Origin of the sequence: Gemmiger qucibialis, from assembly GCF_027689445.1 — a bacterium.
Taxonomy (GTDB): Bacteria; Bacillota; Clostridia; order Oscillospirales; family Ruminococcaceae; genus Gemmiger; species Gemmiger qucibialis.
Genome location: NZ_JAQFEN010000005.1, coordinates 121967 through 137287, shown reverse-complemented (window position 1 = coordinate 137287; position 15321 = coordinate 121967). Strand labels below are relative to the sequence as shown.

General features: G+C 56.6%; 11 protein-coding genes and 4 tRNA genes. 2 read left to right on the top strand and 13 right to left on the bottom strand.

From position 1 onward, the window contains the following. Window positions 1–26 precede the first annotated feature (26 nt). The 10 genes from PG062_RS09515 to PG062_RS09470 form a co-directional block, all read right to left on the bottom strand. Window positions 27–102: transfer RNA gene (locus PG062_RS09515), tRNA-Gly, on the bottom strand. 37 nt (window positions 103–139) lie between these two features. After that, window positions 140–215: transfer RNA gene (locus tag PG062_RS09510), tRNA-Phe, on the bottom strand. A 4-nt stretch (window positions 216–219) separates the two neighbouring features. Continuing rightward, window positions 220–296: transfer RNA gene (locus PG062_RS09505), tRNA-Asp, on the bottom strand. Between the two features lie 80 nt (window positions 297–376). After that, window positions 377–452: transfer RNA gene (locus tag PG062_RS09500), tRNA-Gly, on the bottom strand. Window positions 453–564: 112 nt separating this feature from the next. Continuing rightward, entirely contained in the window at window positions 565–1476 is a 912-nt protein-coding gene (hslO, locus tag PG062_RS09495) for an Hsp33 family molecular chaperone HslO (RefSeq protein ID WP_270752107.1), read from the bottom strand. 35 nt (window positions 1477–1511) lie between these two features. Continuing rightward, window positions 1512–2285, bottom strand: coding sequence for a class I SAM-dependent DNA methyltransferase (locus PG062_RS09490; protein ID WP_270752106.1), 774 nt, complete (start codon window positions 2283–2285; stop codon window positions 1512–1514). Window positions 2286–2288: 3 nt separating this feature from the next. Further along, entirely contained in the window at window positions 2289–2879 is a 591-nt protein-coding gene (yihA, locus tag PG062_RS09485) for a ribosome biogenesis GTP-binding protein YihA/YsxC (RefSeq protein ID WP_114001006.1), read from the bottom strand. Between the two features lie 26 nt (window positions 2880–2905). Further along, window positions 2906–5350, bottom strand: a complete 2445-nt coding sequence (gene lon / locus PG062_RS09480) for an endopeptidase La (protein ID WP_270752105.1) — start codon at window positions 5348–5350, stop codon at window positions 2906–2908. Between the two features lie 85 nt (window positions 5351–5435). Then, window positions 5436–6428 (bottom strand): diacylglycerol/lipid kinase family protein, encoded by a 993-nt coding sequence (locus tag PG062_RS09475; RefSeq protein WP_270752104.1) that lies wholly within the window; start codon window positions 6426–6428, stop codon window positions 5436–5438. Window positions 6429–6633: 205 nt separating this feature from the next. Next, on the bottom strand, window positions 6634–7836 hold the full coding sequence (locus tag PG062_RS09470; RefSeq protein WP_270752103.1) for an ATP-grasp domain-containing protein: 1203 nt from the start codon (window positions 7834–7836) through the stop codon (window positions 6634–6636). A gap of 617 nt (window positions 7837–8453) precedes the next feature. On the opposite strand from PG062_RS09470, the gene PG062_RS09465 reads away from it, so the two are divergent. Both PG062_RS09465 and PG062_RS09460 read left to right on the top strand, forming a co-directional pair. Next, window positions 8454–10355 carry a DUF6311 domain-containing protein gene (locus tag PG062_RS09465; RefSeq protein ID WP_270752102.1) on the top strand — a complete coding sequence of 634 codons (1902 nt, stop codon included), beginning with the start codon at window positions 8454–8456 and terminating at the stop codon, window positions 10353–10355. After that, window positions 10355–11299 (top strand): RluA family pseudouridine synthase, encoded by a 945-nt coding sequence (locus PG062_RS09460; RefSeq protein WP_114001245.1) that lies wholly within the window; start codon window positions 10355–10357, stop codon window positions 11297–11299. The genes PG062_RS09465 and PG062_RS09460 overlap by 1 nt, the downstream gene beginning before the upstream one ends. A gap of 273 nt (window positions 11300–11572) precedes the next feature. Here PG062_RS09460 and PG062_RS09455 read toward each other — a convergent pair whose 3' ends face one another. The 3 genes from PG062_RS09455 to hpt form a co-directional block, all read right to left on the bottom strand. Then, entirely contained in the window at window positions 11573–12625 is a 1053-nt protein-coding gene (locus PG062_RS09455) for a hypothetical protein (RefSeq protein ID WP_270752101.1), read from the bottom strand. 37 nt (window positions 12626–12662) lie between these two features. Next, a complete protein-coding gene (ftsH, locus tag PG062_RS09450; protein ID WP_270752174.1) occupies window positions 12663–14663 on the bottom strand; it encodes an ATP-dependent zinc metalloprotease FtsH in 2001 nt (666 codons plus the stop codon). A 114-nt stretch (window positions 14664–14777) separates the two neighbouring features. Then, window positions 14778–15320 carry a hypoxanthine phosphoribosyltransferase gene (gene hpt / locus PG062_RS09445; RefSeq protein WP_114000566.1) on the bottom strand — a complete coding sequence of 181 codons (543 nt, stop codon included), beginning with the start codon at window positions 15318–15320 and terminating at the stop codon, window positions 14778–14780. Window position 15321 lies beyond the last annotated feature (1 nt).

The following is a 15321-nucleotide window of genomic DNA, read 5'->3' as shown; positions in this document are numbered from 1 at the left end:
CGTAAACCGGTTTCTTGCTGTTTGTCTGGAGCGGCCGACGAGGCTCGAACTCGCTACCTCCACCTTGGCAAGGTGGCGCTCTACCAGATGAGCTACGGCCGCATACTGCAGTTTCTTTACCCTGAAACTGCAAAACAGGTGGTGCCTCCGATCGGAATCGAACCAATGACACGGGGATTTTCAGTCCCCTGCTCTACCGACTGAGCTACAGAGGCATAATGGCGACCCGGATCAGGCTCGAACTGACGACCTCTAGCGTGACAGGCTAGCGTTCTAACCAACTGAACTACCGGGCCACAGAGGAAAGAGCCAACCTGATTCGCCTGCAAAGCCTGCACAAGGTGCAAACCAGCTGCCTGAAACCAAATCTCCGAAATGGAGCGGCCGACGAGGCTCGAACTCGCTACCTCCACCTTGGCAAGGTGGCGCTCTACCAGATGAGCTACGGCCGCATGGCGGAGAGTTTGGTTTTGTCGCGCTCTCTCCGGGCGACGAATGCTATTATATGGCATTCGATGTAAAAAGTCAAGCTTTTTTCGCCTATTTTTTCAAAAAGTCATACGTTTACTGCTTTTCTACGGTGTCCGGCCAGTTTTTCAGCAGGTCATTCAGGTCTACTTTGTACTGTTTGCCGCAAAACTGGCAGTTGACCTCGGCAATGGGGTCTTCATCGCGCAGTTTTTCCACCTCTTTTTTGCCAAGGCTGCGGATGGTGCGCTCCACGCGGTCCAAACTGCAATCACAGCAATAGTCAATGCGGGTGGAATCCAGCAGTTCGGGGTTAAAGCCGTCCAGCGCCATATTCAGGATATCGGGAATACTTTTACCCTGCTGCAGCAGGGTGGTAACGCCGGGCATTGCGCCGATATTCTTTTCCAGGCGGGTGATCTCATCCTCGGTTGCGCCGGGCATGAGCTGCACGATAAAACCGCCCGCGCACTGCACCGTCAGATCCGGGTTGACCAGAACGCCCAGCGCGCAGACCGTTGGTGTCTGCTCACTGATGGCAAAATAGTTGGTGATATCCTCGGCAATCTCACCGGAAACCAGCGGCACCTGGCCGATATAGGGTTCCCGCATACCAAGGTCGCGGATCACATCCAGCGTGCCATCCTTACCCACGGCAGCGCCGACGTTCAGGTGGCCGTCCGCGCGCGGGGGCAGCTCCACGATGGAGTTTTCGACATAGCCTTTTACATCGCCCGCGCCGTTGGAAACGGCCAGAATACGGCCCGCCGGGCCGCCGCCCTTGATCTGTACGGTGACAGAATCAGAATCCGATTTGAGCATCTGGCCCATCATGGCAACACCGGTCAGCAGGCGGCCCAGGGCTGCGGTGGTAACGGCGCTGGTTTTGTGCAGCTGCTCCATTCGGCGCACAATGGCGGTGGAATCAATGCCATAGAACAGGATGCCGCCGTTTTCCGAAATGCCGCGCAGCAGGTTGCTGCTGTTTTCATTTTTTGTTTCACACATAGAATCAATGACCTCCCGAAGCAGGGGTGCGGCGGTTAGGCCGGGGTGCCGTCTGCTTCCTGTGTATACTGCTTGACTGCCGTGATAATCCAGCGCTGGCTGTCCGGCCGGACAGGGCCAAAGCTTTCGCCATCGGCAATTTTGACCGGGTCAAAGCCGTATCTGGTTAGCAGCGCTTTGACGGTATCAAGCGGGTAGCTGTATTCCGAGAAAGATTCATGGAAGTCTTCCCCGGTATCTTTATAGTGGATATCAATGCTGAGGTCCACGCGACCTGTCTGTGGGTCATAGCGGTTGCTCCAGCGGCAGGCGGCGTCATCCTCATCAAAATCAAAAGTCTGGCCGGAAAGCACTTTTTCATGCTTATAGGGTGTGTTCAGGTCAAACACAAAAACGCCGTCTTTTTCCATAAAGAACGCGGCTTTTGCGATGGCCTTTTCAAAGTTTTCCAGCGGACCGATGTGGTTATAGGTATCGAAAGTGGAAACCGCGGCGCGGATGGTTCCGTACAGGTCCAACTGCAAAAGGTCCTGGCACAGCAACATGGGGTTGGTCAGCGGCAGGCCAAGGGCATCGGCTTTGTCCCGCAGGACGCTGAGCATCTCTTCCGAAACGTCAATGCCGATCATATCGTACCCAGCCTGGGCCAGCATCAGGGTCAGCTCGCCGGTGCCGCAGCCGAAATCTGCCACAATGCCATCCTGGATGCCGTGGGCTTTCAGCTCCCCGGTCACATAGGCGAACAGCGCATCATAATCGGCTGCGCCGTTGAACTCGTCATAAAAATAGGCAAATTCCTGATACGCCATGGTTTAGGCCTCCGGTGCCAGGCAGGCATCCAGATACTGGCGCAGTTCTTCGACCCCGGTCCCCTTTTCGGCGCTGGTCAAAAACACCTGCTTGCAGCCATAGGGGGCGCAGGTGATGCGGAACTCTTCCAGCTGGGCGGTCATCTCAGATTTTTTGAGCTTATCCGCCTTGGTCAGCGCCACAACAAAGGGAATCCGGTGGAAGTGCAGGTATTCCATCATCTGCACATCGTCCGCGCTGGGGGCATGGCGGCTGTCCAGCAGCTGCACCAGCACATTCAGCGCGCGGTCCGCTTCAAAATAGCTGTTGATCAGCTCGTCCCAGCGCTCACGGTCCGCATTAGACACCTTGGCGTAACCATAGCCGGGCAGGTCCACAAAATAGGCGGTATCCACACGGTAAAAGTTGATGGTTGCCGTTTTGCCCGGCGTTGCGCTGACGCGCGCCAGATTTTTGCGGTTGCACAGCCTGTTGATCAGGCTGGATTTGCCCACGTTGGAACGGCCGGAAAAGACAAATTCCGGGCGGTCGCTTTCCGGCAGCTGGCTGGAAAGGCCATAGGATGCCTGAAATTCACTGCGATTATAATTCATAAATACAACTCCCTTTTCCGCGTTGGTCACATCACGGCAGCAGGTTCCTTGGCGGTGCTCTGCTCGGTTGCGATCAGCTGGGTAGCCTGCGGCATGGTGCGTTTGTGGGCAGCGGATGCTGCGGGCAGGATGAGTGCATGTTTGAGCACCTGAGAAAGGTCACTGACGGGGATGAACTTGACGGCCTTTTTGACCTCCTCATCCACCTCGTACAGGTCGGGCTTGTTGGCTTCAGGGATGAGCACGGTGGAAATGCCCTCGCGGAAGGCTGCCATGCTCTTTTCTTTCAGGCCGCCGATGGGCAGAACATTGCCGTGCAGGGTGATTTCGCCCGTCATGGCAAGGTCGTGGCGAACCGGAATCTCGGACAGCGCAGAAATCAGCGCGGTGGTCAGGGTGACACCGGCGGAGGGGCCGTCCTTGGGTACAGCGCCTTCGGGGGCATGGATATGGATATCGGTGTTCTTGAACTTATCCGGCGCAATGTGGTAGGTTTCGGCATGCACGCGGGCATAGGTCAATGCCAGGTGAGCGCTCTCTTTCATTACATCGCCCAGGCTGCCGGTGATCTCCACCTTGCCGGATCCGTTGGGGATGATGGAAACTTCGATGGGAAGCATCTCTCCGCCCACGCTGGTCCAGGCCAGGCCGTTGGCAATGCCAACAGCATCGGTGCGGGAAATAAAGGTCGGCTTGACCTTTTCGGGACCGAGCATTGCTTTGACCATGGCAGGGGTAACATTGATCTTATCTTTTTCCCCTGCGGCGATCTTTTGAGCGCACTTGCGCAGCACGGCGGTGATGGTGCGCTCCAGAGTACGCACGCCGGCTTCGCGGGTGTAGCCGTCAATGATCTCATACAGCGCCGCCGGGGCCATGGTAACGCGGGATTCCAGGCCGTTATTTTTGAGCTGTTTGGGCAGCAGATGGCGGCGGGCGATGTTGAACTTTTCCACGCGGGTATAGCTGGGCAGTTCAATCACATCCATACGGTCATACAGCGGGCCGGGAATGTGGGAAGCATCGTTGGCGGTGGTAATGAACAGCACGTTGCTGAGGTCAAACGGGATATCAAGATAGTTATCCTTAAAAGTCTTGTTCTGTTCAGGGTCCAGCACTTCCAGCAGGGCGCTGGAAGGATCGCCGCGGTAGTCCCCTGCCAGCTTGTCGATCTCATCCAGCAGGATGACCGGGTTGGAGGACTTGGCGGTATTGATGGCGCTGATGATGCGGCCGGGCATTGCGCCGATGTATGTACGGCGGTGGCCGCGGATCTCGGCTTCGTCATGCACGCCGCCAAGGCTCATGCGGGCAAAGTTGCGGTCCATGCAGGCGGCAACGGAGCGCGCAATGGAGGTTTTGCCGACACCCGGAGGGCCGACCAGGCAGATGATCTGGCCCTTGACATCCGTATTGAGCTGGCGGACGGCCAGAATTTCCAGAATGCGCTCCTTGACCTTTTCCAGACCATAGTGGTCATGGTCCAGCACCTTGCGGGCATGGGCCTGGTTCAGATCATCCTTGGTAAAGGTGTGCCAGGGCAGGCCGATGACGGTATCCAGATAGCTGCGAATCACGCTGATCTCAGCCTGGTTGCCGGCCATTTTGCCAAGGCGCTCGCATTCTTTCAGCAGCTTTTCCTCGCTGGCGGCATCCAGGTGCAGGTCCTGAATCTTCTGGGCATACTTTTCCGCTTCGGCACGGGTATCCTCGGCATCGCCCAGTTCTTCGCTGATGATGTGCATCTGTTCCCGCAGGTAGTAATCGCGCTGGTTTTTATCCATCTGGACGTTCACTTTATCGTCCAGTTCTTTCTCAATGGCCAGCACTTCACATTCCTGGCGCATCACAAGCAGGAGCTTTTCCAACCGGCTGGGGATGGAATTTTCCTGCAGAATGGTCTGCTTGTCCTCATATTTCAGCAGCAGGTTGGCCGGCATATATTCGCTCAGGTAGAGCGGATTATCCGAGGAGACGATGTTATACACCACATCCTTGGAGATTTGCGGGCTGTAGGAGAGATACTCCTCAAAGCACTCTTTCAGGCTGCGAACCAACGCCTCGGTCTGGGTGCGCTTATCTGGTGCCACACCGCGCACGGGAGCGGGGCGGACATCAGCCTGCAGGTATTTGCCACTGGCATCCAAGTCCAGCAGTTTAGCACGGGACTTTCCTTCTACCAGTACCTTGACCAGATCTTCGGATACACGCAGCACCTGCTTAATTTCCGAAATGACGCCATAGGCATACAGATCCTGGGCAGTGGGCTCCTCGGTCTCCATATCCTTTTGTGCAATCAGAAAAATATTGCTGTTGGCGTGCATGGCAGCCTCGATGGCGGCAATGGACTTCTGGCGGCCCACCTCAAAGTGGACCACATTATTGGGGAACACCACCAGCCCGCGCAGTGCAACCACCGGCAGGTGCATGGCGTTATGGGCCACACGAACCCTTACTTTTGCTTCTGACATATCTTTCCCTCCCCGGGCCAGCTGGCCGCGGATTTTATTTCAAGTACGGCAATCAGCGCTTTGTTCTGGCGCGTTTGCCATGGTTTTATTTTGCTTTTGCCTGCATCGGGCATTCGTACAGCCCACGGATGACCGCGCTGCCGCAGGCAGGCCGCGGCAGCAGCACATTCAACGCAGATGGCAGAACTTCCGCTTTCAACTCCATCACCGGGGCACACTCGCCATCAATTGTGGCAATGATGGGGCGGTTGTCCAGCACCTGCATTTCCACGCTGCGGGCACGGTAAAAGGTCATAAAGCTGCGGAACTCCGGCACGATGGTATCGGCATCCTGCATGTGCCGCCCGGCTTTGTATTTGGCCAAAATTCCCGCAACCTGAATGCGGGAGATGGGTTTGACCAGCACAATATCAAGCAGGCCGTCATCCATGGCTGCATAGGGCGCAGCCTGATAACCGCCGCCGTAATAGCCGCCATTACAGATGGCCGCCATCATATAAGTACCGGTATACTCTTTGCCGTCGATCGCAACGCGCAGCTTGTGGCCGAAGCGGCTGAGCATAGCCTGTAGAATCGAGAGCGTATAGGCTGCTGTTCCCCCGCATCCCGGCAGCCGCCGGAATTTTGGGATGCCATATGCCACCTGAGCGTCCAGCCCGGCGGCGCAGATATCGATTCCGATACCAAGGGATGTTTGCAGCAGGTCCACCCGGCAGGGCTGTGCCTGCAGCTGGGCGGCAAAATCTAAAAAAGGCGCTTGGCCCGCCGCGCCGAAGTTGCGCACATAGTCGTTCCCGCTGCCGCAGGGCACACAGCCGACCGCTACATTCGCGCTGCCTGCCGCGCCCTGAACCAGCTCGTTCAGCGTTCCATCTCCACCGCAGGCATACAGCGCCACCGGGGTACCGGATGCCGCATACCGGTGGGCTGCTTCGCGAGCCTGACCGGCATACTGTGTGACAACAATTTGAGGCTGGGGCAGCTGGAGCTGGCGAGCCGCCGCCTGGATCTGGGGCACAAGCTCTGCGCTTGCATCCCGTTTTCCTGCAACGGGGTTGATGAAAAATACCTGTTCCACCGCGGTGCTCCTTCTGCCCAATAGGAACCGCTTTGCCCTTCACGGGGGTAGCAGCTCTTATTTCTGGCTCCAAAAATACAGAATATATTGTATCTGGTTTGGCTGTAAATAGCAAGTGCTTACTACAAGATGTTACAATTTGTGCGGATAAAATTCACAAGATGTTCGATTTTGTCCGATTTGTCCGCTCCATTTTTGCCTGCTGTTATTCGCGCGGGCGGGCCAGGGCATCGCGGCGGAACGCCTGCATGGCGGCTTCGTCCTCAAAGCTGGCAATGTACAGCTGGTCCCCCATTTCGCGGGCCAGAACTTCCGGCAGGCGCGGAGCCGCGTTCAGGCAGGAGCGGTACTTTTTCAGCAGCTCCTCATGCGGCATGCGGTAGCGCAGTTCATCGTGGCGGCCCGCACAGCAGCAGTAGCGGTGGTAACGCGCCAGCGGATGGTGCGCAGCGCCGAATGCCACCATATCGGCCCAAATCTGGTACAGGTCCAGCCCGCCGGCATAGTTGAGCATATCCACCGTATAGCCGCCAGCCGGGCGCATGTTGACTTCCAGCCCCAGGATATCCCCCGCATTGCCCAGACTGGGCTTGGCGGTTTTCAGGCGGAAAAATTCCAGGTGGAAAAAGCGGCTTTTGGCACCAAAGGCTTTCAGGGCAGCTTCGCCCATTTTGCGCAGTTCGGGGCTGATTTCCGGTGCAACATAGTACCACATCGGCTTTTTGCCATGGGCAATCTCCATAATGCTGTCCGGCGTAACATGGCTGGCGGCATAGATCGGCTCGGCATTGGCATCGGCCACGCCGTCAAAGGTCACGATCTCACCATCCACAAATTCTTCCAGGATATAGTTGGCCGCATTGGGGCCCTCCTGCTGGAAAAATTTGTTCAACTCGGTTTTATTCTTGAACTTATGGGTGCCGTTTGCCCCCACGCCGTTATCTGGCTTGGCAATAACGGGCCAGCCGACAGTTTTGGCGAAAGCCTGGGCCTCCGTTACATCTGCCGTCACACACCAGCGGGCGGTGGGGATACCGGCTTTCTGGTAGTAGGTTTTCATCACGGATTTGCGCTTGAACTTTTCGATCTCAGCGGATTTAATGCCGGTGGTGATATTAAAATCTGTCCGCAGGCGGGCATCCTGTTCCAGCCAATATTCATTGTTGCTTTCTACCCAGTCGATCTTGCCATACTTGAAAGTGAAAAAGCCCATGGCGCGCAGCATTTCATTATAGTTTTCCATGTTGTCCACACGGTAATACTCGGTCAGTGCGCTTTTGAGCAGGGCGGGCAGCGTTTCGTAAGGGGCATCGCCAATGCCAAGCACATTTACGCCATTGGCACGCAGGCGGTCACAAAAATTCCAGTAATTTTCCGGGAAATGCGGTGAAATAAAAACAAAATTCATTTTTCCTGTACCCCTTTTCCGGCCGCCGCAGCGGCATGAAACTTTAGGCAACACCGCACAATTCTAAGTGCCGATACGGCGAGCGAGGTGCGGCAGATGCCAGGCCAAAAGCGCAGATAATACTGGATGCTGCAAAGGTGAGCGCCGCCAGTGGCGGAAACAGCGAACCGAAGCAGGGGCAGCGGTCGCAGAGTGCGAGGGGCTTTTGCCCCCGAAGCACGATGCGGGTACCGCAACCCGACATTATCGAGCATTTTGGCAACGCAGATGCCGTGCCGCAGCTGCCGGAGCGGTGCTTAAGCCGCAAGGCGGGAATTGTGCGGTGTTGCCTTTATTATTTTGCATAATTTTACATTATATCCATTGTTGCGGCGGGATGCAAGGTGTTTTTCGCCCACGGTGGATTGCTGCCATGCCCGGCATGGGGCAGATTCGGCATGGTTTGCGTTGATATTTTACTGCGTGTATATTATAATAAAGTTGTTTTATTGTTTGAAATTTAGCTTATATCAGCTTTCAAATTTTATTTCTTTGCCCCAAAGGATGTGTTACTACTGGCAAAAAATTCAACTTTACCAAAACTTATCCGCAATGGGCGGTTGTTCCTCGGCGGTGCCTTGCTGGGGGTACTGGTGTTTGTGCTGGTGTTCGGGGTCAGCACACTGGATGTAACCAACGATGCCTTTTGCCGCGGTGGATATATTGAAAAGGACATCCAGCAGCATTATGCCGGGTGGCTGTTTTACCGCCAAAGCTCCGCTGGCTGGCCGCTTTGCATTGCCCGCGGCATCAACTACCCGGATGGGCTGAGCGTTGCTTATACCGACTCTATCCCGCTGGTGGCTGCCCTGTTAAAGCCGGTTGCTAACCTTGTGGGCGGAACGTTCCAGTATATGGGGTGGTTCACGCTGGTCTGCTTTGCGTTGCAGGGCGGGTTTGGCGCGCTGCTGGCAGGGCTGTTCCTGCCGGGGTGCGCGGCACCGCTTGCTGCGGACCTGCTGTTTGTTACCAGCCCGGTTTTGTTTGAGCGTGTGTTCCGGCATACCTCGCTGGGGGCACAGTTTTTTGTGCTGGCTGCGCTCTATTTTTATTTTGCTGCACGGCGCAAAGGGCAGTATGCCTCCCGCGGGCTGTTTGTGCTGAACGTGCTGGCGGTAGGCATCCACCCCTACTTTCTGCCGATGACCTATGCCATCACGCTGGCGCTGCTGCTGGAATATGCACTGCACAACCGCAAGCTTGCGGGGCCCGGCCTGTACCTTGCCGCCAACTTTGGCGGCACGGCACTGCTGGGCTGGGCACTGGGGCTGCTGTACGGCAGTGCTTCCAGCGGCGGGCAGGCATTGTATGGCTATTTCTGCATGAACCTGAATGCACTGTGGAACCCTGTGGGGGTAAACGGCGTGCTGTACAGCCGGGTGCTGCCCGCACAGAACCAGGTTTACGGCAATTATGATGCCTTTGCCTACCTGGGGCTGGGCGTGCTGATTGCCCTGCCCATTGCGGTGGTTTTGCTGCGGCGGCAACTGGGCGGCATGCTGCGCCGCCACTGGGCATTGGCCTGCTGCTGCGCGGTTTTAACGGTGTTTGCCATCAGCAATGTGATTACCGCAAACGGCGCAACGCTTGCCACGCTGCCGCTGCCTGCTTCGCTGATCAAACTGTTTTCCATCTTCCGTTCCAGTGGGCGGCTGTTCTGGCCAATCTATTATCTGCTGATGCTGCTAACCCTTGTGGGCCTTGCCCGGCTGAAAGGCCGCTGGCTGCTGGCGGGTGCTGCCCTGCTGGCTGTGGTACAGGTTTGGGATGTAAGCCCCGGCATGGTGCAGCGCAGTGCGGCAATGCTGCAGGCCATGCAGACCGATGCGTTCCCCACCGAGATGGAGAGCGATTTCTGGCAGGCAGCGCAGCAGTATACGGCGGTTGTCTCAATGGATGAAATTCAAGATGACGCGTTGCATCTAGCCCTGTTTGCCGCGGACAACGGCATGACGACCAACGACCCGTTTGCCGCCCGCTATGATGAAACGGCACTGGCTGCCCAGCGTGAAACGCTGCTGGCGGAGCTTGCTGCCGGAACCGTGCGGGAGGATACGTTGTACCTGTTTGCAGAGGAAAGTGCCTTTTTGCAGGCCGTGGAACCGGTGAAGGACAATGCCTGGTGCGGCAGGGTAACGAGTACGGACGGCACATGCAGCTGGTATGTGATTGCGCCGGGGCTGCAGGGGCAGAACTTTGATGCGCTGTGCACCCCCTATGACGAAAATTATCCCCTGCGCCTTGCGGATTACACTGACGCCCTGTGGAACCGCGGTGTGCTGGACGAAACGAAACAGACGGTATGCTTTGCAGATTCCCCCTTTGTGCGCCGCAAGCTGGAACATGCCAGTGTGCTGTGCGCCGATGGGAAAGAATACACAATTAAAACGATTGACGACCACGATGCAGGCTGGCTGATGGTGACACTGGATATCCCGGACGCGACCGTTTTGTGGGATAAAGAATTGGAGAGCAAATAATGCAGGAACTACATGTAAAAAGCCTTTTGCCCGTGCGGCTGGACAAATACCTGATGGAGCAGTTCCCTGCCCTGGGGCTGGGGCGGCTGAATAAGGCGCTGCGGGAAAACAAAATTAAGCTGAACGGCAAAAAGCAGCCCCTTGCCACCCGTGTGCAGAACGGCGATGTGATCCGCGTTTACCTGCTGGACGACCAGCTTGGACTGACCTCCCAGGAGGGGCCGGAGTTTTTGCAGGCACGCGCCCCGGCGGAATTTATTTATGAAAACGATGATTTGATCGTGGCCAACAAGCCCGCGGGTATCCCGGTGGATGGCGACGAAGCTGACACCCTGCTGAACCGCGTACTGCGCCGCCTGTATGAGGAAAAGCGGTGGGACGCCGCCCATGAGCCGCGCCTGTGCCACCGGCTGGACACCGGCACCAGCGGCCTTGTGCTGCTGGCAAAGACCGCGGCGGCGGAAGAATTTTTGGTAAACGCCATCAAAGAGCGGTTGATTCGCAAAACTTACCTGTGCGTAACCTTTGGCCGCCCGGTACCACCCGCTGCCACGCTGCACAGCTTTTTAACGAAAGATTCTGTGCATGGCATTGTGCGCATTCTGGACGAGCCGAAATCCGGTGCAAAAGAGATCATTACCGCATATGATACCATTGCCGTCAGCGGACGTTTGGCACTATTACGGGTGGAGCTGGTAACGGGCCGCACCCACCAGATCCGCGCTCATCTGGCCAGCATTGGCTGCCCGATTTTGGGCGATTCCAAGTATGGCAACAATGCCGCCAACCGGGAGCTGAAGCTGAAATATCAGGCTCTGTGCGCCTGGGAGCTGGCGTTCCCCAAAAAGATCAGCGACCCACAGTTTGCCGCTTTGGCTGGCAAGGTGTTCCGCGCACCCAAGCCATGGTATTACCAGCAGGTACTGGATGGAACACTGAAATAAGTGTTATGCGCCAGGGGATTGATTTTCCGCATCCTGCATGCTTTTACTGCTTTATGATTGCTGCCTTGCAAATTTAATCACAAGCTCTAACCACATTTTCCTATATTCCTGATGGCAGCAATAAGCACAGACACGGAATAGAACAAATAGAAAACCAGCCGCCGGCTTCAGGGATTTTCCCCTGCCCGGCGGCTGGTTTTGGTTTATTTTGCTTTATCCTGCCCGGATAAATATCAGCGGGTCAGCCCGCCTTTGCCGATAAACAGCAGGCGATCAGGCGATGACAAAGTGGTAGATCAGCGACACAGCAATGATGAGCGCACAGACCACTGCGGTGATGGGCGGTGCCCAATGGATGATACGCTCGGCCATTACATCGTCCTCACTCTCCTCGTCATCGTCCGCATAACGGCCACGGCGGGGTTCTTCGTCATCGTCGCTTTCCTCTTCCTCATCATCGAACATGCGGGTATGCTCGTCCTCTTCATCCTCTTCATCGGCAAACAGATGGCCTTTGGGGACATAGCGGCGCACGCGGTCCATTTCGGCGTTGGTTGCTTCGTCGTCCTCGCCCTCTTCTTCCGGTTCCTGGGCCGGGGCGGGCGGGGTGAACTGTGCGGTGGGCTCCTGGCTGATGGCTGCCTGAGCCGCGGCGGCGGTGGCAGCGGCCTGGGCTGCCTGGGCTGCTGCTGGGTCAACGCCATTGGCCACGGCGTTGATTTCGCGCTGCTGCTGTTCGGCGGCCTGCCGGGCTTCCTCCAGGATGCGGGTCAGGGTTGCCTTGATGTAAGCGCGGTCGCCGCCGCACTCGCTGCAGACGGAAACAGCTTCCTCGTTGGGGTGGAACGCGCCGCAGGCGCAGAACCAGCCGTTTTCGGTATCCTGCGGGACGCAGGTCAGCATCTTATTGTTGGTGCGGGTCTGAAGTGTGCGGGCAATAGAGCCAGGCAGCACGCGGGGGGCCTGCAGGCGGACACGCTTATAATTACGCAGATCCACGCCGCGGCCGTTCAGGAAAGCACGGTCCTGCTCAATTTCCACGCTGGAAACCGGCGTATCGCTGACAAACACAGCGTCATCGGCACCAAACAGTTCGCCGGGCTGCACATTGAGCTGCTCATAATAGAAATCATCCTCGCACAGGATCTGACCAGAAGCATCTTTGCACTTGAAGTGGATGATAAAGCCGGTCAGCGGTTCTGTGCCAACATTCTTAAAGGTCAGGCAGACCGCAACTTCACCCGTGACATCCCCTTTCAGCAGCTCAACACGGACAAACTGGACCGGGCTGCCGGCAGTGTAATAATTGGCACGGGATTGCGCCATCAGGGAAAAATTTTGATCCATTGTGTTTCACCTTGCCTCAATTTTCATCAGACGGTTCGGAGGGCTGTTCCGGCGCGGCGGGCTGCTCTGCCGATGCAGGGGCTGCGGCAGGCGCGGGGGTATCCAGCCCAAAGGGTGCCAGGTTTTCGCCTTTCATCAGGGCGTCAAACTCTTCGCCGCTGATCTTTTCGCGTTCCATCAGCACACCGGCCACACGGTGCAGCTCAGTCATGTGCTCGGTCAAAATGCGGCGGGCCGTCTCGTAAGATTCATCCATGATATCACGGATCTCATTATCAATTTCGGACGCCGTATTTTCGGAATAGCCCTTGCCCTGGCCAAAGTCTCGGCCAAGGAAGGTTTCGCCAGGGTCAGTGCCATAAACCACCGGGCCCATGCGCTCCGAGAAGCCATAGCGGGTCACCATGGCGCGGGCGGTATCCGTGGCACGCTGCAGGTCGTTGGAAGCACCGGTGGAGATATCATCCAGCACCAGCTGCTCCGCCACACGGCCGCCCAACAGGCAGACAATGTTCTCGTTCATGGCGGTCTTGGTCACATAGCTGGGGTCTTTTTCCGGCAGATACATGGTAAAGCCGCCTGCCGAACCACGCGGGATAATGCTGATCTGGTGCACGGGATCATGCGTTTTGCAGAAATAGCCGGTAATGGCATGGCCGGCCTCGTGGTAAGAGGTCAGGCGCTTTTCGGCATCGGTCACAACGCGGCTCTTCTTTTCGGGGCCAGCCACAACCTTGATGGAAGCTTCCTCGATTTCGGGTTCGGTGATGGCCTTTTTGCCCTTGCGCGCAGCCAGCAGGGCGGCTTCGTTGACAAGGTTTTCCAGGTCGGCACCGGAGAAGCCCGCGGTGGACTTGGCGATGGTTTTCAGGCTGACATCGGGGCCAAGGGGCTTGTTCTTGGTGTGAACGCGCAGAATCTCCTCGCGGCCCTTCACATCCGGCAGACCAACATAAACCTGACGGTCAAAACGGCCGGGACGCAACAGAGCCTTATCCAGAATATCGGCGCGGTTGGTGGCAGCCATCACGATAACGCCGTCGTTGGCGTCAAAGCCGTCCATCTCAACCAGCAGCTGGTTCAGGGTCTGCTCGCGCTCGTCATGCCCGCCGCCAAGGCCGGCACCACGCTGACGGCCCACGGCATCGATCTCATCAATAAAGATGATGGAGGGCATTGTCTTTTTGGCTTTTTCAAACAAATCGCGCACACGGGATGCGCCGACGCCGACATACATTTCCACAAAGTCGGAACCGGAGATGGCATAGAACGGAACGCCGGCCTCACCTGCACAGGCACGGGCCAGCAGCGTTTTGCCGGTGCCCGGAGGGCCGACAAGCAGAACGCCGTGGGGAATGCGCGCCCCCAGGGAGTTGAACTTTTCCGGTGCTTTCAGGAACTGAACCACTTCCTGGAGTTCAGCCTTTTCTTCATCTGCACCGGCAACATCGGCAAAGGTTGCCTTGCGCTGGCCTTCCTGCTGGTCCTTGACCTTGGCACGGCCAACATTCATCAGGCCGCCGCCACCGGCACCGCCGCGGTACATGGACATGAAGAGCAGCACCACGCTGCCGATCATAAAGGCGTACAGGATGATCTCAAACCAGGGCACGTTGTTCTTAACGGCGACCATATCGTACTGCATGGGCGCATCCGGGTTGGCTGCATTATACTGGTCGATATAATCCTTGAGGTAGAATTGCAGGAAATAAGAAGGATATGGCAGCTTGTAGGTAATGACCGCTGCCCCGCCGTTCTTGGGGGCGTAAGCATCGGTGCCATCGCCGTAAATTTCTGCAAGCAGGCCGTTGGATGTTTCGCTGGACGTGCCGGATTCCGGCAGCGGATGTTCACCTTCTTTCACGCTCATCTCGATAACGCCGGTGTTCAGGTCCAGGTTAAAGTAGGTGACCTGATTGGATTCAAAGTACCCCATGGCTTCGGACAACATCATGGTGCTCTTGCTGGAGGCAAACAGGCTGGAATAGCTGGAGATCATCACGAGTGCTGCCACCATCAGGACAGCGGCAATGATAATGCCGCTGAAACGCGGTTTGTGCTGCAAAAAATCAACTCCCTGTCAAAATCCGCCAAAACGGCGGGCGATTGGTTATTCTGCCAAGACAGAATTTTATTTGGAATATACTTCCGGTTTTAACACGCCGACATACGGCAGGTTGCGGTACTTTTCGTCATAGTCAAGGCCATAGCCCACAACAAATTCATCGGGCACTTCAAAACCGCAGTAGTCCGGCTCAATATCCACCTTGCGGCGGCTGGGCTTGCTGAGGATGGTGCACAGGCGCACGCTGTTGGGGCGGCGCAATTTCAGCATGGGCACCAAGTGAGACAACGTGACGCCAGTATCCAGAATATCCTCCACGATCAGAACATCCTTGCCGGAAAGATCCTGATCCAGGTCCTTGACGATCTTGACAAGGCCCGTAGAAGTGGTGTTGGCACCGCCATAGCTGGAAACCACCATAAAATCAATGCTGCAGGGTTCCGTGATGGCGCGCATCAAATCGGCCATGAACACCACGGAGCCTTTCAGGATAGACACCAGCAACAAATCTTTGCCCTCGTAATCGCGGCTGATCTGTGCCCCCAATTCAGCCACCTTGGCCTGCAGCTGCTCTTCCGAAATCAAAACCTTGGCGATATCATTGTTCATA

Excerpts from the sequence above, each read along its gene's own strand:
- hslO (WP_270752107.1), bottom strand. The coding sequence starts at position 1,476 with ATGTGTGAAACAAAAAATGAAAACAGCAGCAACCTGCTGCGCGGCATT.
- PG062_RS09490 (WP_270752106.1), bottom strand. The coding sequence starts at position 2,285 with ATGGCGTATCAGGAATTTGCCTATTTTTATGACGAGTTCAACGGCGCA.
- yihA (WP_114001006.1), bottom strand. The coding sequence starts at position 2,879 with ATGAATTATAATCGCAGTGAATTTCAGGCATCCTATGGCCTTTCCAGC.
- lon (WP_270752105.1), bottom strand. The coding sequence starts at position 5,350 with ATGTCAGAAGCAAAAGTAAGGGTTCGTGTGGCCCATAACGCCATGCAC.
- PG062_RS09470 (WP_270752103.1), bottom strand. The coding sequence starts at position 7,836 with ATGAATTTTGTTTTTATTTCACCGCATTTCCCGGAAAATTACTGGAAT.
- PG062_RS09460 (WP_114001245.1), top strand. The coding sequence starts at position 10,355 with ATGCAGGAACTACATGTAAAAAGCCTTTTGCCCGTGCGGCTGGACAAA.
- PG062_RS09455 (WP_270752101.1), bottom strand. The coding sequence starts at position 12,625 with ATGGCGCAATCCCGTGCCAATTATTACACTGCCGGCAGCCCGGTCCAG.
- ftsH (WP_270752174.1), bottom strand. The coding sequence starts at position 14,663 with ATGGTGGCAGCACTCGTGATGATCTCCAGCTATTCCAGCCTGTTTGCC.
- hpt (WP_114000566.1), bottom strand. The coding sequence starts at position 15,320 with ATGAACAATGATATCGCCAAGGTTTTGATTTCGGAAGAGCAGCTGCAG.